Origin of the sequence: Haloactinopolyspora sp. (genome assembly GCF_027324685.1) — a bacterium.
GTDB lineage: Bacteria > Actinomycetota > Actinomycetes > Jiangellales > Jiangellaceae > Haloactinopolyspora.
In genome coordinates, this window is sequence record NZ_DAHVSH010000063.1 from 1 (window position 1) to 24,181 (window position 24,181).

12 protein-coding genes are annotated in these 24,181 nt (G+C 69.8%); 3 read left to right on the top strand and 9 right to left on the bottom strand.

Going from position 1 to position 24,181, the window contains the following annotated elements:
- The 6 genes from M6444_RS07625 to M6444_RS07650 all read right to left on the bottom strand — a co-directional run.
- On the bottom strand, positions 1–805 hold an 805-nt coding region (locus M6444_RS07625; RefSeq protein ID WP_298325105.1), incomplete at its 3' end, for a hypothetical protein.
- A gap of 3 nt (positions 806–808) precedes the next feature.
- Positions 809–1,729: a carbohydrate ABC transporter permease gene (locus M6444_RS07630; RefSeq protein ID WP_298325108.1), complete on the bottom strand. Its 921-nt coding sequence runs from the start codon at positions 1,727–1,729 to the stop codon at positions 809–811.
- A gap of 1 nt (position 1,730) precedes the next feature.
- Positions 1,731–2,645 carry a sugar ABC transporter permease gene (locus M6444_RS07635; protein ID WP_298325111.1) on the bottom strand — a complete coding sequence of 305 codons (915 nt, stop codon included), beginning with the start codon at positions 2,643–2,645 and terminating at the stop codon, positions 1,731–1,733.
- Between the two features lie 6 nt (positions 2,646–2,651).
- Entirely contained in the window at positions 2,652–3,908 is a 1,257-nt protein-coding gene (locus tag M6444_RS07640) for an extracellular solute-binding protein (protein WP_298325113.1), read from the bottom strand.
- 256 nt (positions 3,909–4,164) lie between these two features.
- Positions 4,165–5,181: a LacI family DNA-binding transcriptional regulator gene (locus tag M6444_RS07645; RefSeq protein ID WP_298325115.1), complete on the bottom strand. Its 1,017-nt coding sequence runs from the start codon at positions 5,179–5,181 to the stop codon at positions 4,165–4,167.
- A 149-nt stretch (positions 5,182–5,330) separates the two neighbouring features.
- Positions 5,331–7,718: a glycoside hydrolase family 3 N-terminal domain-containing protein gene (locus M6444_RS07650; protein ID WP_298325117.1), complete on the bottom strand. Its 2,388-nt coding sequence runs from the start codon at positions 7,716–7,718 to the stop codon at positions 5,331–5,333.
- Positions 7,719–7,948: 230 nt separating this feature from the next.
- Between M6444_RS07650 and M6444_RS07655 the strand changes: the two genes are divergently transcribed.
- Positions 7,949–8,992: a LacI family DNA-binding transcriptional regulator gene (locus M6444_RS07655; protein ID WP_298325120.1), complete on the top strand. Its 1,044-nt coding sequence runs from the start codon at positions 7,949–7,951 to the stop codon at positions 8,990–8,992.
- Between the two features lie 13 nt (positions 8,993–9,005).
- Here M6444_RS07655 and M6444_RS07660 read toward each other — a convergent pair whose 3' ends face one another.
- Together M6444_RS07660 and M6444_RS07665 are read right to left on the bottom strand one after the other, a co-directional pair.
- On the bottom strand, positions 9,006–9,440 hold the full coding sequence (locus M6444_RS07660) for a hypothetical protein (RefSeq protein ID WP_298325123.1): 435 nt from the start codon (positions 9,438–9,440) through the stop codon (positions 9,006–9,008).
- Positions 9,441–9,469: 29 nt separating this feature from the next.
- Positions 9,470–9,838, bottom strand: a complete 369-nt coding sequence (locus M6444_RS07665; protein ID WP_298325125.1) for a hypothetical protein — start codon at positions 9,836–9,838, stop codon at positions 9,470–9,472.
- A gap of 298 nt (positions 9,839–10,136) precedes the next feature.
- Here M6444_RS07665 and M6444_RS07670 point away from each other — a divergent pair, with 298 nt between their 5' ends.
- Both M6444_RS07670 and M6444_RS07675 read left to right on the top strand, forming a co-directional pair.
- Complete coding sequence (locus M6444_RS07670) at positions 10,137–15,461, top strand: S8 family serine peptidase (protein WP_298325128.1); 5,325 nt, start codon at positions 10,137–10,139, stop codon at positions 15,459–15,461.
- Between the two features lie 99 nt (positions 15,462–15,560).
- Positions 15,561–18,461, top strand: coding sequence for a LuxR family transcriptional regulator (locus tag M6444_RS07675; protein ID WP_298325131.1), 2,901 nt, complete (start codon positions 15,561–15,563; stop codon positions 18,459–18,461).
- Between the two features lie 109 nt (positions 18,462–18,570).
- Here the strand turns inward: M6444_RS07675 and M6444_RS07680 are convergent, their stop codons facing one another.
- Entirely contained in the window at positions 18,571–24,093 is a 5,523-nt protein-coding gene (locus tag M6444_RS07680) for a biotin carboxylase N-terminal domain-containing protein (RefSeq protein WP_363326278.1), read from the bottom strand.
- Between the last annotated feature and the right edge of the window lie 88 nt (positions 24,094–24,181).

Genomic DNA, 24,181 nt, shown 5'->3' on the forward strand with positions numbered 1-24,181 from the left:
TGGCCAGATCGGCGTCCCCGAATCCGAGCAGGTGTCCGTGCAGGAAGGCGTGGCTGACCTTCTGGTCGTAGAAGGTCACGTAGCGGGCGTCCTGGACGACCATCTTCGTGGCTCGGTCGTTGAAGAATCCCAGGGACGCCACCGCTGCGATCCGCTCGTCCAACGGCGACCAGAACTGCGCGGCCATGCCACCCCAGCTCATTCCGGCCAGGGCGTACGGCCCGTTACCGAGGCCGGGCTCGAGCTGTTCAACCGCAGCCAGGAGATGCTGGAGACGGGCGAACTCGAGTCCCTCGACGGTCATCCCGGCCAGCCGCGCCAGACATTGGGCACGGTCACGCGGCGCGAGCCCGATGAGGTTCATCGGCGCCAGGACCGCATACCCGGCCTCCACGAGCCGAGCGCCGACAGCGTCGTAGCCCTCGGCGCTGTCGCCGATCCCCATGACCCGCTCGGGTGTCGACCCGAGGCCATGCTGGAAGACGACGAGTTTGGTGGCTCCCGGAGGAGCGACCAGCATCCCTTGCGCCGTGAGGTGATGGTCCAGACTGACGGTGATCCACCGGCTGCCCGGGACCACGCACGTCCCGATCTCGGGTTCGCCCTGAGCCTGCAGGCTGGGCGGCGCGAGCAGTCTGCGCCAGTCGTCCCGGCGCGACTTCACGCTCGCGAGGTACGCGTCGGTCGACGAGTAGTCGCGATGCCACAGTTGCTCGGAGAGCTCCTGCGCGCCATCGACCAGTGTGGCGCGAAAATAGTGCTCGATCTCGGCCTGATAGCCCTCTTGACGGGCGTCAGCGTTCACCACTCACCCCTTTACCCCGGACATGACCGCGCCTTCGGTGAAGTACCGCGACGCGAACAGATAAGCGATGAGGATCGGCGCCAAGGCGATCGCCGAGCCCGCGAGCGTCGTACTGAGCGGCGCGTTCTCCTGCAGCATGCGCGCCACGCCGACGGTCAGCACCTGCACGTCCTCGCTCTGGGCCACCACTAGGGGCCACAGGAAGTCGTTCCAGTGCCACAGGAACACGAACAATCCCAGGGTCGCCAGGATCGGTTTGCACAGCGGGATGATGATCGTCAAGAAGATGCGCAGCTCGCTCGCGCCGTCCACCTTCGCCGCTTCGATGAGCTCATCGGGAATGCTGGTGATGAACTGGCGCATCAAGAACGTCGCCTGAACGTTCACCAGAGTCGGCAGGATCAAGCCCCAGTACGTGTTCACCCCACCCATCTCCGAGATCAGCATGAACTGCGGAATGAGCGTGACGTGGTAGGGCACCATCACCATGGCCACGAACAACCAGAACAGGACTTCGCGGCCACGGAACCGCTTCTTGGCGAAGCCGTAGCCGGCCATGGCGGCGAACAGCAACACGAAGAACACCGACACGAACGAGTAGATCACCGTGTTGACGATCCATCGCGGCATCTTGCCGGTGGCCCAGATCTCCTGGTAGTGCTCGAAGGTCAAGTCCGTGGGGACCAGCGAACCCGGGAAGGACAACGCGACGCCGGGCGCACGCAGCGACATCACCAGCATCGCGTAGAACGGGAACAGCGCGATCAGGCCGGCGATCACCAGCAGCGCGTACTGCAGGATCGCCGCCCAGCCCCGCGGGGCCATCGGATCGCGCGCAGCGAGCTTCTGCTTGCCTCCCCCGCCGCGCGCGGGTGGCTCGTCGGCGCCCGGTGTCGCCGTGATGTCCAGGACAGTCGTCGCCATGTCAGTCACTACCTCGGTCCATCACTGCGCGCTGAATCAGCGCCAGGGCCACCAGCAGGATCATCATGGCTACGCCGATCGCGGCGGCATAGCCGAAGTTGAACAGCCGGAAGGCTTCCTCGTACAGGAGCATGCCCAGCACATTGGTCGACCCGGCCGGACCGCCGCCGGTCATGACGTACACCACGTCGAAGACCTGGAACGAAAAGGTCGTCTCGATGACCACGAGGAAGAACAGCTGCGGTCGGAGCTGGGGGAACGTGATGTGCCAGAACCGCTGCCAGCCGTTGGCGCCGTCCACGAGCGCGGCCTCGTCCAACTCGCGCGGCAGGTCCTGCAGCCGGGCCAGCACGACCAGCATGTCGAAGCCGAAGCGACCCCACACGGCGACGAAGATGATCGCGACCAGAGCCAGCGTGGAGTGTCCCAGCCAGGAGCGCCCGCTGCCGCCGAACAGTTCGCCGATGCGCGGGATGATGCCGCCGGCGTTGAACACCCAGACGAACACCGCACCGGCCAAGACCAGCGACGTGATCGAGGGGACGAAATAGGCCGCGCGGAAGAACTTGATGAACGGGCCCATCCGCCGGACCAAGATCGCCAGCGAGATCGCGATGGTCATCAAGATCGGGACCACCGCGACGGTGTAGATCACCGTCACCCAGAAGGAGTCCCAGAAGGCGGAGTCGGTGAGCATCTCCTGGTAGTTCTCGACGCCGAGGAACTCGAAGGCCCCGGTGATCTTGTAGTCCCCGAGGGAGATGCCGATCCCGCCGAGCACGGGGAAGAGCTTGAAGACGAGAAAAAGGATGACGACGGGAAGGACGAACAGGATCCCCGCGCGGGCCTCTCGGCGCTCGACGAGCCGGCGCCGAGAGGCCTTCTTCGCAGGCGGGGCGGTGACCGCAGACGACATCGGCTATCAGCCGACGATTTCTTCTGCTTGGGCCTGCATGTCCGCGACGGCGTCTTCGGGAGACTTCTCGCCGAGCAGCACGTTCTGCATCTCGGCGATGATGACCGAGTTCACCTCCCGCGCCTTCGGGTGCTGGACACCCGGCGTGACCACGTCGAGGTACTCACCGGCGACCGCCTCCGGGGAGCCTTCGGCCATGGTGGTCTCAGCGTTCTCCTTCGGCGGGTAGAACAGGCTGAAATCGTGAATGGCGGTGAGCTGCTCCGGCTTGGTGACCCAGTTGAGGAAGACCGCCGCGGCCTCCTGCTGGTCCGACCCTTCCAGCAGCGTGAACGACCCGATCGTGCCGTAGCCGGCGCTCTCGACGTTGGTCAGCGGCGGGCCGACGCGGCGGGCGTCACCCCAGTAGGGCTCCATGAGCCCGACGCCGTTGGTCATCTCACACACGACCGTCCCTTCGGCGATACCGGACTGCTCCATCGCCACCGAGGTCACCGAGTCGTCGATGTCGATGTAGCCGTTCTCGGCGAGGGTGTGGAGGAACTGCACCGCCTCGAGCACCTCGGGCGAGTCGAGGGCCGGGTTGCCGTCCTCGTCGAAGGTGCTGCCGCCGGCCTGCTGCACATACGGCAGGAACGACATGTCCATGGCGTCGTCGGGCTTGAAGTTGAGCTGGGTCGCGTACAGCCCCTCGGCCTTGGCGGCCTCACCGAGCGCGAGCAGGTCGTCCCACGTTTCGGGCACCTCGGCGCCGAGTTGGTCCAACAGCTCACCGTTACATGTGGTGGGCACGACCGACATCAGGATCGGCGCGCTGTACTGATGGCCGTCGATGTTGCCGTACTCCAGCGCATTCTCGAAATAGCCGTCGGTCTCGAGGATGTTGTCCAGCGGCGTGAGCGCCCCCTGCTCCTGGTACTGCACGATCTCGTTCGGGATCATGTAGACGAGGTCCGGTGCGACCCCGCCGGCGATGGCGCTGGACAACGCCGTGTCGCGGTCGGCCCAGGGCAGGACCTCGCTGGTGACCTCGATGTCCGGGAACTCTTCGTTGAACTTGTCGATCATGCCCTGCCAGAACTCTTCGTCGGCATTGGCGCGGACCTCGGGACTGATCGGGAACGTGCGAATGGTGATCTCGCCAGTGACGTCCGCCGCTTCGCCCGCAGTCGGAGCCTCAGGAAGATCTTCTTCCCCCGAGCACGCGCTGACCAGGCCGATCGCCGTCAATACAGCCGCGGCCTTGACGTACTTACGAGCCATCACACTTCTCCTTGAGGTAGTTGCCACAGCATAGAAAACCTTGTCTATAAACCTGTCCGGTGTCTAGTCGGCGTTGCCGACTCGTTACTGATCACCGATGGGGGCCGATGCTACGGGTTGCGTACCTCCCGGCCCCGCATCGTCGATGAACGCCGTGGTCAGTGGACCACCGGGTGGCGGCGCCGGCAACGACCCGCGACGACGGTGGAGAAAACCTTATCTCGGATGGCGAGTCGACGCAGCCGCAGGCAGACGCCTACTTGCGCGCCGGGCCCGTCGAGGCGCGGATCGCCAGCTCGGGCATAACCTCGATATCGTCGACGTCGCCCTCGAGCCCCTGGAGCCCGAGCTCCATGGCCCGACGCCCCATCTCCCGGAGCGGAACGTGCGCCGAGGTGAGCGACGGCACGAAGTCCTTGGCGACGTCGATGTCGTTGAAGCCCGTCACGGACATCTCGTTGGGGACGAGGATTCCCCGCTCACGCAGGTACACCAACGTCCCGAAGGCCATCTGGTCCGCCGTCGACGCGATGGCGGTGACCTCGGGACGAGTGCTCAGGATCGTCCCCGCCGCCTCGTAGCCACCGTCGCGAGTGGGCTCGGTCTCGACCGGGATCACCCGGTCACCGAACACGTCGCGGAACCCCAGGACGCGATCGCGCGTGGACAGCAGGCGCGGATCGCCGGTGATCAACGCGATCCGCTGATGCCCGAGTTCGCGCAGGTGTTCGGCGACTTCGCGTGCGGCCTCGCGATTGTCGAAGTGCACCCGGGCGGCGTGGACGTCGTCGGAAATTCCGTGATGGCCGATCAGGACCGCCGCGTTGCCACCCTGGACGAAGGCGGCGAGGCTCTTTTCCATTCCAGCGGTGAATGCGGCGTCGTCGAGTCCCGAGCCGGCCACGATGAGAATGTCGACCCGCTGCTCGCGCAGCCGCCGCAGCGTATCGAGTTCCTTGCCGGGTTCACGGAACGTGTTGACTACGTTCACCATGTAGTCGGCGTCGTCGGCCACCTCGTAGATGCCGCCGATCATGCCGGAGAAGAACGGATCCGAGACGTCACCGACGAGCACACCCACGATCGACGACCGCCCTCTGAGCAGCACCCTCGCACTGGCGTTGGGTACGTAATCGAGCTGGGCCGCGACCTCGAGCACCCGCTCGCGCAGATCGTCCTTGACCGGGTAGTCACTTCCGGAAAGCACCCGCGACGCCGTAGCCAACGAGACACCGGCCCGCTGGGCGATCTGCTTCAGGTTGACCGCTCCCATGTACGGGAGGGTAACGGGAAATGCTTTCCTAAGTCATCACCGGCGTGATCGACAGCGATGACCCGCCTCCTGGAGGGGTCCGGTACGTCTCGAGTGCCCCGGACTAGGGGGAGAACCTCCAGAAGGCGGGCGTTCGTGGGTGGGCAAGCTCAGCCGGTGGTCTGCGCACCAGGTTGCACCGGGCGTGCCTGCGGTCGCGGTTCGAGCACGTGGCTGACGAGCTGGCGGTCGGGGCCCACTTCGCGTTCAGCGCCGGTGATCCGCAGCGGCAACGTCGTGTGGACGTCGACGCTGGAGCGGGCCACCCGTAGCTCGACCTCGCCCGGCTCGACGATCAGCCGTCCGTCCAGCCCGGTGAACGCGGTCACGTCGGCGGGCACACGGATGCGCACGACGGTCGACTCAGCTGGCCGAAGCGCGACCCGGGCGTAGCCGATCAACCGCACGACCGGCCGAGTGACCTGGGCGACCGGGTCGTGCAGGTACAGCTGGACGACGTCGGCGCCGGCCACGTCGCCGGTGTTGCGCACGGTGAGGCGCACCTCGACCGCGCCGTCGGACGGCCAGGTCTGCGCGTCTGCCTCCACGGCCACGTCGTCCCAGGCGAAGCTCGTGTAGCTGAGTCCGTGCCCGAACGGGAACGCCGGCTCCGGGTCGATGTTCGACACGCCGGACCGGTGCGCGAGGGCCGGGCCGAGGTACGTGCCTGGTTGGCCACCGGGATCACGCGGGACGCTGACCGGTAGCCGTCCCGACGGGGAGATCGCGCCGGTCAACACCTCGGCCAGCGCCCGGCCGCCGAGCTGGCCGGGGAAGAACGCCTGCACGATCGCAGCGGCGTCGTCGTATCCGCCCAGCGCGTACGGCCGTCCGGTGAGCAGCAGGAGCACCACCGGCGTGCCCGTCGCCAGCACCGCGCGCACCAGCTCGTCCTGAACTCCTGGCAGTCTGAGCTCGCTGACGTCACATCCCTCGCCGGACGTGCCCCGGCCGAACAGCCCGGCGCGATCGCCCACCGCGACGATGCACACGTCGGCCGCCCGGGCCGCGTCGACCGCGTCGGCGATCTGTGACCGGTCCTCGTCGGTGACGTCGCAGCCGCGGACGTGCCGCACCTGTTCGTGCACCGCCCGCAGCGCCTCGTACACCGATGGGATCTCCAGCCCGATCTCGGTGCCGGGATGCTGCACCCCCACGTGTGCGGGGAACGAATAGCAGCCCAGCATCGCCATCGGTTCGTCGGCCAACGGCCCGACCAGCGCGACGCGCGCGTTGGCGGGCAGCGGCAGCACGTCGCCCGGATTGCTCAGCAACACGATCGCCTCTCGGGCCAGGCGCAACGCCACGTCTTGGCTGGCCGGGTCGTCGAGGGTCAGTTCCTCGACGCCGGGTGGTGTGGGGTCCCAGTCGGCATCGAGCAGGCCGAGTTGCGCCTTCTGGGTGAGCACGCGGTGCAGCGCCCGATCCACCAGGGCTTCGTCGATCCGGCCCGCACGAACCGCATCGAGCAGCTGCGTCCCGAAGGTGTCGACCGTCGGCAGCTCGACGTCGATGCCGGCACGCAGCGCCAGACCGGCCGCCGAGACCGCACCGTCGGCCACGCCGTGCAGTGTTTCGAGGAAGCGCACGCTGAAGTAGTCGGAGACGACGGTCCCGTCGAATCCCCAGGCCTCCCGGAGCAGCCCGGTGACCAGTCGCGGGTCCGCCGCGGTCGGAACGCCGTCGATCTCGGTGTACGACGGCATCACCGAGCGCGCCCCGCCGAGGCGCAGCGCCGCCTCGAACGGAGCCGCGAACACGTCGGCGAACTCACGCTGGCCCAACGACGTCGGCGCCAGGTTGCGCCCGGCACGGGAGGCGGAGTAGCCGGCGAAGTGCTTGAGGGTGGCCACGATGCCCGCGTTCTCCAGGCCGCGCACGTAGGCCGCACCGACGGTCGCCACCAGGTACGGGTCTTCGGAGATCGTCTCTTCGGTACGGCCCCAGCGGTAGTCGCGGGTCACGTCCAACACCGGCGCGAGGCCCTGATGCACGCCGGCGGCCCGCATGGTCGCGCCGATGCGCCCGGCCATCTCTTCGACCAGGTCGGGGTCGAACGTCGCACCCCAGGCCAACGGGATCGGATAGGCGGTGGCCTGCCAGGCGGCGAACCCGGTCAGGCACTCCTCGTGGACCTGCGCGGGGATGCCGAACCGGCTGGCCGCGACGATTTCGGCCTGTGATTTCGCCAGCGCCAGCGCACCGGAGACTGGGTCGACCGGGTTCGTCCCGAACGGCCGGGTCAGCTGGCCCAGCCCGAAGCGGATGACCTCGGACCACTCGACCGGCTCCGGCACGATCTCGGACTGGTGCGGCGCGACGCCGCCGCCCGAAGCGTCCGCACCGACCCACACGCCGACCAGCTGGGCAAGCTTCTCCTCCAGCGTCATCCGGGCGGCGAGGGCATGCGCGCGCTCAGCCGGCGTGCGCGCCGGATCCTGCCAGGTCGGCACCGGCATGTTCGAGTCGCCCGCGGCGGCACTCGCTTCCGTCGTCATGGAACTCCTCATCCGAAACTTTCGGATCCACAGCCGATATCAGTCATGGCAAGGTAGGGCCGCTGCCCTACCGACGTCAACCCACCGGTGGCCGTGATCGGCCCAGACCTCCAGCGACGGCATCACGGTCAGCGCCATGTGTGGCCGTGACGCACCACCACGTGCTGCTATGATCAAGCCGATAATTTCGACGCTGTTGATCACCTACCCGCCATCGAGGATGCGCGCTTATGTCAGCGACTTCGCCAGGAGGAGCACCGCGCTCAGGTCCGTCGGCGACCATCTCGTCCATCGCCGCCGAGCTCGGCGTATCGGTGCCCACGGTCTCCAAGGTGCTCAACGGCCGGACCGACGTCGCGCCCAAGACTCGGGCCAAGGTCGAGGCGGCCCTGGAACGGCATCAGTACAAGCGACGCCGGCGCGGGCCTGCGGTCGTCGGGCCGCCGCTGATCGATCTCGCCTTCCACGAGCTCGACTCCGCGTGGTCCATCGAGATCATCCGGGGGGTGGAGGCCTCGGCCGCCGCGGAAGGGGTCGGGGTCGTTCTCTCCGAGTTCGGTGGCCGGCACCGGCCGGAGCAGGACTGGCTCGACGCGGTTCTCGCCCGTCGCCCGCTCGGCGTCATCCTGGTGCTATCCGGGCTGGGCAAGGCTCAACAGCACCAGTTCGAGAGCCGGTCCATCCCGTTCGTGGTCGTCGACACCGCGGGCGAGCCGCCGGAGGACGTGCCGACCGTCGGCTCCAACAACTGGAACGGCGGGTTGTCGGCCACCCGGCATCTGCTGCGCCTGGGCCACCGGCGCGTCGCCGTCATCTCCGGGCCGGCCGACGTCGTGTGCTCGCGCGCTCGAGTCGACGGGTTCCGCAGCGCCCACGCCGAAGCGGGCCTGACCGTCGACCCGTCGCTGATCCGGTACGGCGACTTCTACGTCGACGGCGGCTACGAGCATGGCAAGGACCTGCTCTCACGTCCCGACCGGCCGACGGCGATCTTCGCCGGCTCGGACATGCAGGCGCTCGGCGTGCTCCGCGCCGCGCGTGAGCTCGGGCTGCACGTGCCTCGCGATCTTTCGGTGGTCGGCTACGACAACCTGCCCCTCACCGAGTGGATCGGCCCCGCCCTCACCACCGTCAACCAGCCGCTGCATGCCATGGCCAGCACAGCGACCCGCCTGCTGGTCGAGTTGTCGCGCGGCGAGGAGCCGGAACTGCTGCGCGTCGACCTCGCCACGGAGTTGATCGTCCGCGAGAGCACCGCCCCGCCGGCCGAGTGAAGCCGCAGCGGGCTCACCTGCCCTCGGTGACCTCGGCCAGGCGTGCGGGGCTGTCGTCGGTGCGGCTGGTGATGAACTCCACCGGCAACGACCGGCCGAAGTACAGGTCGGACAGCTTCGTCGCGCGGTCCAGGCACGCATCGACCAGCGATGCGACCAGCGTGTTGACGTCGTCATCGATGCGCTCGGACGAGTCGGGCCACGTGCTGCGGTACACGATCTCGCGCTGGGCGCCTTGATGGGTGGCGATCGCCCCCCACGACTCGAGCACCGGGTCCCCGACCTCGTCGGCCCATGCGGCCAGGGCGACGAATCCGACGTGCGAGGACTCGGGTAATGCCCCTGGGCGGGAACGCGCCATCCACTCAGTGACCGAATGACGATCTGCGGCCACATACAACACGTCGAGTTCGTACTTCTCAGAAGCAGACCAGAATGCTTCGTTCATGGCATGAACGAATGCCGGGCGCAGTGTTCTCACCGGATTTCCACCGCCCCATCGGGATCGATGACGGCCTCGGGTTCGTAGCCGCGTAACAGGATGTATTCCACGCCGATACCGACGTCGCACCAACGCGGCCCGCGCAGTGAGCTCAGCTTCAGCGGATCAAGACGCAGCACGAACGTCCGGGCCGCCGGCCAGCCGGTCAGCGCCAGATAGGTCTGCAGCTCGTCGGGCTGATACGGCGTAGGCGTGACGAAAACCGGGCCTGGATGACGCACTTCCTTGGCGTGCCGCTCGTCGACGTAACGAAACAGCGGCCGCCCCGCCAGTTCGCGAGCCACACTCTCGCCCCGGCGCACCGGCAACATATCGAGCGAGGTCTCGCTGGATGCGATCGACATACTCAACATTCGCGCATCCGATGCAGTGGATAACCACGCACTACTCATCTGCCACCGCCCCCCTTGCAGACGCATTTCAGGCTACCCCCGGGTCACCGGCGTGTACACCCTTCATCGCCGTCTACATCGCGGCCTACGTGGAATGATCCTCAACCGACGAACGAGCGAGGTCGGCAGCGTGGCGTGGGGGCGACACGGCCCAGGCGCCCGGAGCAAAATTCACCACTTTTCGCAATGGTGCGAAACGACACCAAACGGCACGCTCGGCCGAGTGACGCCGAAGGCGAGGAGAAGTCTGTTGACCGTACGACGTTTCGCGCGCCCGCGACGGCAGCGTGCCGCTGGTTGGCTGGGTTCGGTCACCGCAGCGGCGATGCTGTCGGTCCTGCTGGCCACACCTTCCGCGGCTGAGCCCCCCGGTCCGCCGACCGCCGCCGACCCCCCTGGCGACCCCACCAAGGTGAGCACCGACGACGCCGGCGACGTGTTCCGGACGACGGGTAAGGGCACCGGCCTGTGGGTGGTCGAGCTCGAGGAACCCGCACTGGCCAGTTACACCGGCGGTGTCGACGGGTTCGCGCCCACCAGCCCGCAGGTGACCGGTGCGCAGCGCTTGGACGTCGACGCACCGGCCAGCGAGGCGTACCGCGATCACCTCGAGGAGCGGCAGGCCGACGCCCGGGCCGCCATCGACGAGGCCTTGGACCGGTCGGTCGACGTGGCCTACACCTACCAGAACGTGATCAACGGTCTGGCCGTCCAGGTCGACGACGACGAAGCCGAGGAGCTCGCGAGCCTGCCCGGCGTCACCGCGGTGTATCGCGACGTCGAACGCGAACTCGCCACGGACGTCAGTCACGACCTCATCTCTTCGGCCAGCATCTGGACCGGCGCGACTGGCGACGACGCCGGCACCCGCGGCGAGGGCGTCCTGGTCGGCGTCATCGACAGCGGGGTCAACCCCGACCATCCGTCGTTCGCCGCCACCGACGGCGAAGGGTACGAGCACACCAACCCGTTCGGCTCGGGCACCTACCTCGGCGTCTGCTCCCCTGACCACCCCGACCACCAGGACATCTGCAACGACAAGCTCGTCGGCGCGTACAACCTGCACCCGGCATCACCTGATGCCCGCGATGCCGACAACCACGGCAGTCACACCGCCAGCACGATCGCCGGCAACCTGCACGAAGCGACCGTGCAGGTGGGCGGCGAGACCTTCACCCGCACCGTGCAGGGCGTGGCCCCGCGAGCCAACCTCATCTCCTACCTGGTCTGCTATCCCAGCTGTCCCACCACCAGCAGTGTCGCCGCCGTGGAACAGGCCGTGACCGACGGTGTGGACGTGCTGAACTTCTCGATCAGCGGCGGGAAGGACCCGTGGCGCGACCTCGTCGACCGTGCCTTCCTCGACGCGTTCAACGCCGGCATCTTCGTCGCCGCGGCGGCCGGCAACGACGGCCCTGGCGCCGGCACCGTCGCGCACACCGGGCCCTGGAACGCCGCGGTCGCCGCGACGACGCACTACCGCGGGTTCGTCACCACGCTCGACGTCACCGGCCCGGCGCCGGTGCCCGACGAGCTCACGGGACTGCGCGCTGCGCCCGGTTCCGGCCCGGATCACGCTGCCGACATCGAGGCGCCGATCCGTGCCGCGGCCGTCGTCGCGCCGGGCAACGACGCCGGCTGCCGCGCGTTCCCCGAAGGCGCGTTCGACGGTGCGGTGGCGTTGATCGACCGTGCAACGTGCGCGTACTCGGTGAAGGTGGACAACGCCGCCGCGGCGGGAGCGGTCGCTGTCGTCGTGGTGGACGCGACGGCCGGCCCGCCGGTTCCCATGGGCGGGCTCGAGGACACGACGGTGCCCGCGGTGATGATCGAGCGGGACGCCGGTGCCGCGCTGCGCACCTTCCTCACCGACCACGACGACGCGGTCACCGTCCGGCTGGGCAACACCACCGAGCTGGTCGACGACCACGAGTGGGAGGACATCGTCGCCGGTTTCAGCTCCCGCGGGCCGGGCGGGCTGGACATGCTGGCGCCCACGTTCGCCGCTCCCGGTGTCAACGTCCTGGCCGCCGGCATGGGACCGGACGGCGCGGCGGACCGGTACGTGGTGCTCAGCGGCACCTCGATGGCCTCGCCGCACGGCGCAGGCGCCGGCGCGTTGCTGACCGCCCTGCACCCGGACTGGTCGCCGGCCCAGATCACCTCGGCACTGGCATCGTCGGCGGACCCCGACATCCGCGCCGAGGACGGCACCAGCACCGCCGATGCGTACGACGTCGGCTCGGGTCGGCTGGATCTCGGCGGCGCCGGGCGGATCGGTCTGGTCATGGACGAGTCCTACGCTGACTTCCTGGCCGCGGACCCCGCGATCGGCGGCGACCCGAGCTCGCTGAACCTGCCGTCGTTCGTCGACACCACGTGCGTGGAGTCGTGCTCGTGGACCCGCACCGTCGAAAATGTCTCGGCGGTGGCCGCGACGTACACCGCCGACGTGACGGCGCCGGAGGGGGTCTCCATCACGGTAGAGCCGCAGGAGTTCACGATCGAACCGGGCGCCACCCAGACGGTGGAGGTCACTGCCACCGTCGACCTTTCGGCGACCACAGCGGACCAACCGGCCTTCGCCGACATCGCGCTGAGCACCAGCGCCGTCCACGACAACGGCCGGCCCGTCACGCCGGTGCACTACCCGGTGGTCGTGACGCCGCGCACCCCGGTGCCCCCGACGGCCGTGCTCACCCCGACGAACATCACCGCGGCGCAGGGCGTGGACGACGTGGCGAGCCACACCGTGAGCATCGGCAACGGCGGCAACACCGACCTGACGTGGCAGCTGGACGAGGGCACGGCGCCGGAGGCCGAGCACTGCGCCGCACCCGGCGACGTGGCCTGGCTGACGGTGGCACCGCACTCGGGCACCGTCACGCCGGATGCCACCGGCAAGCTCGAGGTGACGGTCGACTCGACCGGGATGTCACCGGGCACGTTGTCGGCCACCCTGTGCCTGCGCACCAACGACCCCGACAAGGAGCTCAGTGTCGTCGACGTGGTGGTGACGATCCTCGGCGACAGCGGCGCAGACGAGAACGCGCTGTACACCGAGCTCGTGGCTGACGGGCTGTCAGACGACCAGGTCGGTGAAGCGGTGGCGATCGACGGCGACACCGCCGTCGTGGGGGCGTTCCTGACTGACGTCGACGAGACGGCCAACGTGGGCGCCGCGTACGTCTACACCCGTACCGACGGCGGCTGGCAGTACCGCACGACGCTGCTTCCGCCGGCCGAAGACCGCGACATCGGCGTGCTGTTCGGCTCCTCGGTGGCCGTCGACGGCGACACCGTCGTGGTGGGCGCCCCGGGCGCCAGCACCGCGGAGTCCAAGCCCGGCGCGGCCTACGTCTTCACGCGAGACGGCGACACCTGGGCCTACCAGGCCAAGCTCACCACCGACGAGGTCCGCAGGGGCGGCAACCTGGGGAAGGCGGTGGCCATCGACGGCGACACCGTCGCTGTGGGCGCGCCCGACGACCACGTGGGTGACAACAACGTCCAGGGCGTCGTGTACGCCTTCGAACGCGACGGCGACACCTGGTCGCCGGGGCAGCGCATCGTCGCCGCGGAGGGTTCGTCGTTCGCCAACTTCGGCACGTCGATCGCTGTGGACGGCGACACCGTCGTGATCGGTTCCCCGAACACGACGATCGGCGGTCAGTTCCGCCAGGGCGCGGTGTACGTGTTCACCCGGGCCGACGACGGCTGGGCCGAACAGCGCATCCTGACCCCGTCCGACGCTGCTCCGGAGGTGGCCTTCGGCACCAGTGTGGATCTCGACGAGGGCACCATCGTCGTGGGCGCGAGCGGGCCCGCGCTGGACTTCCTCGTCAGCCACGGCTCTGCGTACGTGTTCACCGGTGCGGACGCGCAGTGGGCCGAGCAGGCCAAGCTCGCCCCCACCGACGCCCACGTCAACAACAGGTTCGGGACTTCGGTGGCGATCGACGGCGACGCCGTGGTCGTGGGTGCTCCCTACCAGGGGCAGACCGCCGGCGTCGATCTGCAGAAGGGCTCGGCCGTGGTGTTCACCCGCGACGGCGACGGCTGGACCCAGCAGCGCAAGCTCGTCGCCAAGACCACCGCACAAGGCGATCACCTGGGCACTTCGGTGGACGTCTCCGGTGGCGACGTGATCGTCGGGGCGCCCGACGCCGACTCCGGCGACACCGCCAGGCAGGGCACGGCCTACGTGTTCGTCCCCGGCAGCGACGCGCCGGCCGACCCCGCCATCGAGGTCTCCCCCGGTGAACTGGCCGCCGAGGTGACCCCGGGTGAGTCGACCACTCAGCAGCTCAGCCTCAGCAATCCTGGTGGCGGCGAGCTGAGTTGGGAGATCGAGGCCGAGAGCACGGTGTCGGGACGGTTGCGCCCGGCGGGGCCGGCCACCGTCGCCGAGACCCCGGCGAACACGACCGCGCTCGCCCCGGACCAGGACGAGGCCACCGACGGCTGGGCCGTGCAGCCCGGGCCGGACGTACTGCGCACCCAGCCTGGCGACCGGCCGTCAACCGACGGCGACTCGGCCGATCCGTCGCAGCCGGCGGACGGGGCCGACAGCGTACGGCTGACCCACTCGGCCTCGATGGAGATCGGTGCCGCCGCCGCACCGGTGTGCACCAACAACCTGACCGGCACGAGCCGCGAGAACCGATTCCTGCGCACGTTCACGCTGACCGACTTCGGCGTCGAGGGCGCGTTCGACGTCAGCGAGGTCACCTTCGGCGTGCACTTGGTGACGCCGAAGGCTGAACTGACGGTGAACCTCTACACCATGGGGGGCGCGTTCGAGTACATGGAGCTGAGCCGGCTGGCCACCACGACGGTCAGCCTGCAGACCTTGGAGCCGAAGCTGGTCACCGTCCCGCTCGAGGCCCGGGTTCCGGCCGGGGCCACGATGGTGCTGGAGGTCGTCGCTCCCGACATGGAGGGCGTGGGCTACATCTCCCCCGGAGTGAACAGCGCCGGGCAGAGTGCTCCGTCGTACATCTCCGCGCCGGACTGCTCGGCCCCGAACCCGGTCACCATCGAGAGCATCGGCTTCCCCGAGGCTCACCTGGTGATGGCCGTCGACGGGACGCCGCTGGAGCCGGTCCACTGTGAGCTGCCGTCCTGGCTGGGCGTGGCCCAGCGGTCGGGGACGGTGGCGCCGGGTCAGACCGGGACGGTCGAGGTCACGCTGGACGCCGCCGAGCTCGACGAAGGCACGCACACCGCCCATCTGTGCATCGCCAGCAACGACCCGGCCACCCCGATCACCACGGTTCCGGTGAGCCTCGTCGTCGCCGCGGGCAGTGACGAGCCGGAGTTGGACGTCGAAACCCGGGTCTCCGGCGGCATCTGGTACGCCGACCTGACCTGGACCGGCCTCAGCGCCGAGCAGGTGGACATCGAGCGCGACGGACTGACCGTCGCGACGGTCGCCAACACCGGCGAGCACACCGACATGGTGGGCCGGCCCCGGCGAGGCGAGTCGTTCACCTACCGGGTGTGTGCCGCTGGTACCGAGGTCTGCTCCGATCCGGTGACGGTCTACCCGCGCGGGGAGATCCGCGACCCGTAAGGCCGTCCGGCCGTGTTCGACCACGCCGTGAGCGCTGCTGGTGTACCGCAGACCATCAGCCGCGCTCACGGCGTCGGTTCGCGATATGCTCAGCGCGGCATGGCCGAGCTGAGTGTCGCCACGAATTCCGTGGTCTCTCCTGCCCTGGTCGGACGGGCGGGCGAGCTGCGCCGCTTGATCGACGCCACGGCCACCTCCCCGGCGCTGGTCGTCGTCGGCGGTGAAGCTGGTGTCGGCAAGACTCGGCTGGTCAGCGAGTTCGCCACCGCTGCTGCGCGAGACGGACGACGGACGCTGCTGGGGCGGTGTCACCGGATTCGTGAGTCGTTCCCGCTCGGACCGGTCATCGACGCCGTGCGCGGGCTCGGCGCCGAGCTCGCCGGACTCGAGCTGTCCCCCGTCGCCGGTGCGTTGCGCGCGTTCCTGCCCGAGCTCACCGAGGTCCTTCCGGCGCCGTTGGAACCGCTGGACGATCGGGCCGCCGAGCGGCATCGGGTCTTCCGCGGATTCGTCGACGTCTTCTCCGCACTCGGGCCGACGGTGTTGATCCTCGAGGACCTGCACGCTGCCGATGACCAGACCGGCGACTTCGTCCACTACCTGCTGCACGAGTCGTTGCCCGACTTGTCGGTGGTCGTCACCCACCGCAACGAGACCGTCGCCCCGCGCGTGCGTGCCCTGGCCGCCGACCTGCCGACGACCACACGCCGGGCCGACGTGAGCGTCGACCCGCTCGGCCCGGAGGCCGCCGGTGAGCTCGCCGCGGCGATCATGGGCGTCGAGACGGTCTCCGCGGAGTTCGCCGCCTACCTGTGCGAGCGGACGTCCGGGCTGCCCTTCGCGATCGAGGAGCTCATCGCCCTGCTGCGGGCCCGCGGCAGTCTGGTGCAACGCCGCAGCGGCAGCTGGGCACGGCGCGCGCTGGCCGAGCTCGACGTGCCCACCAGGATCCGCGACTCCGTGCTCGAGCGGGTGTCGCACCTCGGTGACGCCGCCGCCCGGACGGTGGAGGCGGCCGCGGTGTTGCAGGTCGCCGTCCCGGTCCCCTTGCTCGTGGCGACTTCGCAGGTGCCCGGCGACGAGGCGATGCGAGGCATCGGCGAGGCGCTGGCGTCCGGGGTGCTGACCGAGCAGGACGACGGTATCGGCTTCCGCCACCCGCTGGCCGCCCAGGCCGTCTACGAGAACCTGCCCAGCCCACGTCGGCAGCTGTTGCATGGCACTGCTGCTGCTGAGCTCGCTGCAGCTGAGCCCGAACCGCTGGGTCAGATCGCCCACCACCTACGCCACGCCGGCCGGCTGGACGACTGGGTCGTCGCCGCCGAACGCGCCGCCGACCAAGCCTTCGAGCTCGGTGACGACGCCGAGGCCGTGCGCCTGCTGGAGGACGTCCTGCGCCACGCCCCGGCGGCACCGGAGCAGCGCGGCCGGCTGGCGGTCAAGCTCGGCCAGGCCGCCATCGAGGCGTCCCGGGCGCATGACGTCACCGGGCTGCTGAGCGAAGTCCTGGACGAAGAGCTACCGGCACCGATCCGCGGTGAGCTCCGGTTCCGGTTGGGTGGACTGCTGCACGACGCGGGCACCGAGCTGATGCGGGCCCATCAGTTGTTCGCCGACGCCGTCCCCGACCTCGATCACCGCCCGGACCTGAAGGCCTGGGCCATGGTCGTGCTCGGGATCCCGATGGCCGGCGACCGGGACCCGGCGGAGCATCGAGCCTGGCTGGACCGTGCGCTGGCGGTGGTGCCGGAGATCGCCGATGTCCGCTTCCAAGTGTTCCTGCTCGGCAAGATCGCCATGGTGCACGTGCCCCTCGGTGATCCGCAGTGGCGCAGCACGATCGCCCGAGTCGAACGCGCCACCAACGGCCGCCCGCGACATCGCCGTGAGATCAACGCCTACTGGTCGGTGGGAACCCAGGCCACCTACGCCGGTCATCACGACGCCGCCGACCGGCTGCTCAGCGCCGGGCTGGAAGCCGCGAGCGGCGACGCCGGCGCCCGGATGGAGCGCAGCTTGCGCTCGGGCCTGGCGCTGCTGCGCTACTGCCGCGGCTCGTGGGCCGGGCTGGCCGACGAGGCCGCAGCACTCGTCGACGAGCTCGCCGGCAACCCGCGGGCTCGCATCGACGGGCAGACCGCCGCAGCCTGCCTGGCGCTCGCCCAGGGCGGGCTCGACGCGGCCCACACCGCGCTCGAGCAGGTCATCGACCTCGCCGACGAACTCGGCGGCTTCGACGTCGTGCCGATCCCCACCGCGGCGCTGCTCCGCTTGTCTGTGGCGCGGGGCGCTCCCGACGCCGGGCTGGCTGTGGCCGACCGGATGTTCCGGGCCGTCGAGCCGCGGGGCGTCCTCGTCCCGGCCGCTCGCGCCCTGCCGGCCGTCGCCGAAGCCATGGTCGAAGCCGGCCGGCACGACGATGCGCGCGACATCGTCACCACGTACGCGCACCGGCTCGGTGACCTCGATGCGCCGCTGGCACCCGCCGCGCTGGAACACGCACGCGGCTTCGTCCGGCTCGGCGCCGGCGATCTCGGCCTCGCCGCCGGCCATTTCGCCCGGGCCGCGTCGCTGTACGAGCCGCTGCTCTGCCCGTACGAGTCCGCACAGGCACGCGAGCTCGCCGCCATGTCGATGCTGGCCGAGACCACCGGTCCCGTTCCGGACGACAGCGAGGCCGCCCGCCTGCTGCTCGGCGCTCTGGCGACCTATCGAGACCTCGGCGCGGACTGGGACGCCGGACGTGCGCGGCAACTGGCCCGTCGGCACGGCCTGCCCGTCCCGGGCCGCCACCGCGGCGGGCGCCGCAGCTACGGCTCGGCGCTGTCGCCCCGCGAACGCGAAGTGGCCGAGCTCGCCGCGAAGGGCCGGACGAACAAGGAGATCGCCGCCGAGCTGTATCTCTCGGTGAACACCGTGGCCCGCCACATCACGACCGCCATGCGCAAACTCGGTATCCGCTCGCGCGCCGCCATCGCCCAACGCCTCGACCGAACCTGACCGGCAGCGCCCTTGTCCACTTCTGGAGGGTTATCCACGCTTCCGGCGAGCGCGAAGGGTGGAGAACCCTCCAGAAGTCGCGCCGCGCGGACGGATTCGCCGGCGCCTTCTAACGGTCCATGCCCGTCGTGATGGCGTCGATGACGCGAGGGCGCAGCTCGGTGACGTTGATGATCGCGTCGACCGAGCCGACGTCGACCGCACGCTGGATGCTGTGCACGCGGTCGAACTCCGCGGCGACCTCGGCGAGCTTCTCCGCCCGGACGGCCGCCTGCACCTCGGCGACCCGGGCGCTCAGCGCCGCCCGCTCGGCGCCACCGGCCGCCGAGAGCTGCGTGTGCAGCTTGGCCACCCGCGGGTCGGTCGCGGTGCGGTTGTTCACCTCGCCGGAGAACACGACGGCAGCCGCTGGGGCACCGCCGAGCACGGAGGCGAACGAACCCTCCAACGCCAAGACGGTCATGTTCGGGTTGAGCGCCTTGGAGAACACGACGAACGCGCCGCCGTGATACCGCGAGATGACGCAGAACACGATGGGGCCGTCGAAGTTGACGATGGCGCGCCCGATCTCCGCGCCGTACTCCAGCTGGAGCTTGCGCATCGACTCCGGCGAGCCGTCGAACCCGGACAGGTTCGCCAGCACCACGACCGCCCGGTTGCCCGAGGCGGCGTTGATCGCTCGTGCGATCTTCTTCGACGACCGCGGGAACAGCGTGCCCGCGGTGTAGGTGTCCGGGCCGTCGGTGGGCGGGAAGCCCCGGCGTGGCACCGGCCGCGACTCGATGCCGATCAGGCAGACCGGCCAGCCGCCGATGTGCGCATCGTGGACCGCGGCGGTCTCCGCGTCGGCCATCCCCGCCCAGCGCTCGAGCATCGGATGGTCCTGGTCGCTCACCGCACGCATCACCGTGCGGATGTCGAACGGCTTCTTGCGGTCCGGGTTGTGCTCGGCGGAGAAGATCTGACCGACGGTCGTGAAGTCACTACCATCGACGACGTGCGGGAACACGGAGACGTCGCGCTCGATCGGGTCGTCGGTGCCGGCACGCCGGGCCGTCGACTCGCCGGGCACGACGTAGGCGTGGTCGTAGTGCGACATCAAGACGTCGCGGGCCGCCGCCAGGTTCGGGGCCCAATACTGCGCTTGCCCGTTGGGTCCCATGACGCGGTCGTAGCCGCCGATGCCGAAGTTGTCCTCGGCCGACACGCCGCCGGAGAAGTCCAGCGACTGCTTGCCGGTGAGCACCATGGCCGAGTCCGGCGTCATCACCAGGATGCCCTTGGTGTGCATGAGCATGGTCGCCTCGGCGTTCCAGTACGGCTGGGCGCCGACGGTGATCCCTGCGACCACGACATTGATCTCGCCACCGGCCTGGGTGAACATGACGATGCGCTTGAGCGCGGCGGCGACCCAGTCCATGTTCTCGGTACCGGAGGTCATCGAGATTCGCGCCCCGGCGGACAACGCGAACCACTCCACCGGCACCTGCATCCGTTCGGCGAGGTCCAGAGCGGCGATCACCCGTGAGCACTCCGGCTGCGAGAGCGCACCCATCGACTTCGTGGGGTCGCCGAGCAACACGACCCGGGTGATGCCTTCGGGGTGCCGCTCGGTGGGCGTGGTGACGACGCCCGCGACGATCGCCGCGGAGTTCAGCCCCTTCGGCCGGTCCACCGGCACGAGCGGGCTGACGTCCAACGTGGCCCGGGTAGCCGCCGACTCGGCGGCCTCGTCGAGGTCGTACTCGACGAAGGTGCCCTGCGGCCCGGCGAGCAGGCCGGTCAACTCGTACGGGTAGACGTTGCCGCGGCGGGCCGCGCGCAGCACCTTCTGCCGATAGCCGTCCAGCGGGCGCACCGGCTCCGTGGACGGTTCGCCGACCTCCAGGTGCGGGCCGTGGCCCGGGTCGAGCGTGATCCGCACCGCCGCCTCGGCCAGCTCACCCGCCGCGTTGCGCTGGCGGGCCACGAACTGGACCTCCTCGAGCCCCGCGCCGGCCGTCGTCGGCAAGATGCGCTGGACCAGCGCATTCAGCTCGTCCATCGACAGTTCCGTCGACGGCCAGACGTACATCATGATCCGGTTGGTTTCGAACCGCTTGTTGTGCGGTTGCTGCGCCTGGACGTTGCGAATCGCGTCGAGACCGGCGGTGATCGCGTCCTCGACGGCGGGCAGCGCGACCAGCCGGCCGTCGGCCTCGCGTAGCGGGGTCAGGTCGCGCACCTGGCCCATCGCGATGAGCCGCTCGTCGTCCGGGTTGCTGCGGGCCACCGCCTTGAACAGGTAGATCTCCTCGTCGGCCGACGGCAGCCGGGTGAGATCGAACTCGCGCAGGCGCTGCAACTGCAGGCGCTTGGCCAGCTGCGGGTGCAGGCCGCGGATCAGCCGGTCCTCGGTGAAGGTGGTCGAGTCCGCGCCGTCCGGGCGGAAGGTGAAGTGGTGGTGCATCACCGCACCGCTGGTCCCGGCGACGGTGGTGGTGATGCGGCGAACGGCGGCAGGCAGTGGATGCTCGGCGATCAGCTCGCCGAGCCGCTGCGCCATCGCGTCGGCGTCAGGCTGGTCTTCCCACGTCAGATAGAGGTCGGCGACCAGGCCGCGCTCGGCGAGGCCGGTGGTGAACGTCGTCAGCGCGGCGACGGCGCCAGGCAGGTCGGTGATGTCGACCGCGGTGGTCACCACCCGCGTCGCGCCCTTCGCACCAGCATGCTCGGCGGTGACGAACCGGTAGCCCGCCGCCTCCTGCACGCCGACCTGGGACAGCTCGCGGTTGCCGTAGTAGCGCCGGGTCAGGACCTCCAGCAACGGCGCGTGGTCGCGCCCGGGGCGGCCGATGCGCTGACCGACCAACCGGACCAGCGGCTCGGAGCTGACCACCATGGCCTGGATCCGCTCGTCGCGATCCGGAGCGTCCGGGTAGCGGTCCAGGTAGCGCAGCTCGTCGCGCACCGCGGCGTAGACCTCGGCGCGGTTCCGGCGCAGCAGTGGCTGAGCGAACCAGCGGAAGACGACGCCGCGCGCCAGGTCGGAGACTTTCGGGAACCGGACCTGGGTGGCTTCGACCAGGTGCTCCAGCGTGCGCCCGGCGCGCTCGCGCAGTGCCTCCACCGGCGGTGCATCGGTCAGCCACTGCCGCAGGAGCTCTGAAACCACGGCCACGTCGGTGCCCATGCGCTGTTGTGCGAGGAAGATCCGGAAGACCGCGGCCTCCAGCTCCGGCGTGCGGTCGAGACTGGTGACACCGTAATGAGCGAGCACCGTGGCGAGCTTCTCGCGGAAGCTCTCCGTGACGCCGGCGCGGTCGACGTCCAGGCTCTGCAGATAGCTGTGGAAGTATTCGCGCGGGCTGTGCACCGGGCTGTCCGGCTCGGCGTCGATCTCGCTGCCCGGCCGGTTCCGGCTGAGCTCGGACAGATCCGCGAACACCCCGAGCAGGTCGAGCTCCCCCTCCAGCGGGTGCTCGCGCAGTTCGGCCCGCGCGGCGAGGTAGGCCGACACCACCTGCTGGTGGTCGTGCTCGTCCACGTCGAAGCCGAGGAGCAGGCTGCGCAGGTCCTGCAGGCCGCGCTCGACGTGCTCGGCCGCCGATACCCCACGGGGCTGAGCGGGGAACTCGACGTCGACGGAGCCGTCGGCGGCCGACTGAGCGTCGTCGGTGCCCGTGTCAGCCAACGGCTCCAGCCGCATCAGCGGCGCACCGGTCTCCACCTGGCTGCCCACCGACACCGGGCATTCCCGGACCCGGGCGCGAACCGGCGCGCGCAGCGCCGTCTCCATCTTCATGCTCTCCAGCACCATGATCGTCGCGCCCGCTTCGACCTCGTCGCCGGCCGCGACCGGAATGGCGACCACCAGCGCGGGAGCCGGCGAGCGAACCACGCCGCCCTCGTCGCGGCTGACCCGGTGCGCGACGCCGTCGATCTCGACCAGGTGAACCGCCCCGTGCGCGGCGGACATCAGCCGGAACCGGCAGCCGTTGACGGTGATCCGCCCGCTGTGCCGGTCGAACCGCTCCACGTCGACGTCGGCCGTGCCCACGCCGGCGATGCCGATGCGGAAGCGCTGGTGGCCGACTTTGGCCACCTGGACCCGGTACCCGACACCACGCAGCTTGAAGTCCAGCGGGCGGGCGGCGTCGTGCTGCACCTGGGGTCGGCCACCGTGCGCGGTGGCCAGCAGTCGTTGCCGGCTGAGTTCCTCTTCGTCCTGGTAGGCCTCGATCGCTGCTGCAGCCAGGGCGACGGCGGAATGCCGATGGTTGGTCAGGCGGCCCTCGGCGCGGGCCCGGTCGATCCAGCCGGTGTCGGCGCTGGCGTCGGCGACCTCGGGCTGGTCGAGCAGGTCGAGCACGAAGCTCTTGTTGGTGATGCCGCCTTCGATGATCACCGTGGTATCGGCCATGGCCCGACGCAGCCGGGCCAGCGCCTGGTCGCGGTCGCGGCCGGAGGCGATGATCTTCGCGATCATCGAGTCGAAGTCGGCCGGAATGGTGTCGCCCTCGCTGAACCCGGTGTCCACCCGGATACCAGGCCCGGTGGGCAGGGCCAGACCGGCGATCCGGCCCGGCGCCGGCGCGAAGTCGCGATCCGGGTCCTCGGCGTTGAGCCGGGCCTCGATGGCGTGCCCGCTCTCGGCCGGCCGGTCCCCGTCCAGCGTGCCTCCGGCGGCCACGTGCAGCTGCAGCCGGACCAGGTCGGTGCCGGTGGTGACCTCGGTGATCGGGTGCTCGACCTGCAGCCGGGTGTTGACCTCGAGAAACGCGAACAGCTTCTCGTCCGGGTGGTACAGGAACTCCACGGTGCACGCGCCGCGATAGCCGACAGCCAGCGCCAGGCGCTCGGCCGACGCTTTCAGCTCCGCGCTCTGCTCGCTGGTCAAGACCGGCGACGCCGACTCCTCGATGATCTTCTGGTTGCGCCGCTGCACCGAGCAGTCCCGCACACCCAGCGCCCAGGCCGTGCCCTGCCCGTCGGCGATGACCTGGACCTCGACGTGCCGAGCACCGGTGACCAGGCGCTCCAGGAATACCACGCCGGAGCCGAAGGCGCGCAGCGCCTCCTGGCTGGTGCGCTCGAACGCTTCGGCCAGTTCGTCCGCCGAGGCCACCATCCGGATGCCGCGACCGCCGCCGCCCGCGCTGGCCTTGAGCATCAACGGGTAGCCGATGTCGTCGGCGGCTCGTCGTGCCTCGTCCAAGGTGGCCACTTCGCCCCGGCTCCACGGCGCGACCGGCACACCGACCTCTTCAGCCAGCAGCTTGGCCCCGATCTTGTCGCCCAGTCGGCGCATCGCCGCAGCGCTCGGGCCGATGAACGTCACGCCGACCTCGTCACACAGTTCGGCGAACGCCGGATCTTCGGCCACGAAACCCCAGCCGACCCATGCGGCGTCGGCCCCGGTGTCGACCAGCGCCCGTTTCAACACCGCGTAGTCGAGGTACGGGCGGGCCGAGGCCGGGCCCAGCGCATAGGCGACGTCGGCCTCGCGGACGAACGTCGCCGTGCGGTCGGCATCGGTGTAGAGGGCGACGGTCTCCATGCGTGTTCCCGTCTCTGCCGCAAGGTCGCGCACGGCGTGAATGAGCCGCATCGCGGCCTCACCACGATTGACGATGGCAACACGACTGAACAACGGTTGAGCCTCCCACCTGCCCGGACGCGGATTCGGACGACATCGCCGGCAGCGTCGCCCGCGCGTATCTCTACCCTGCGGGATGACC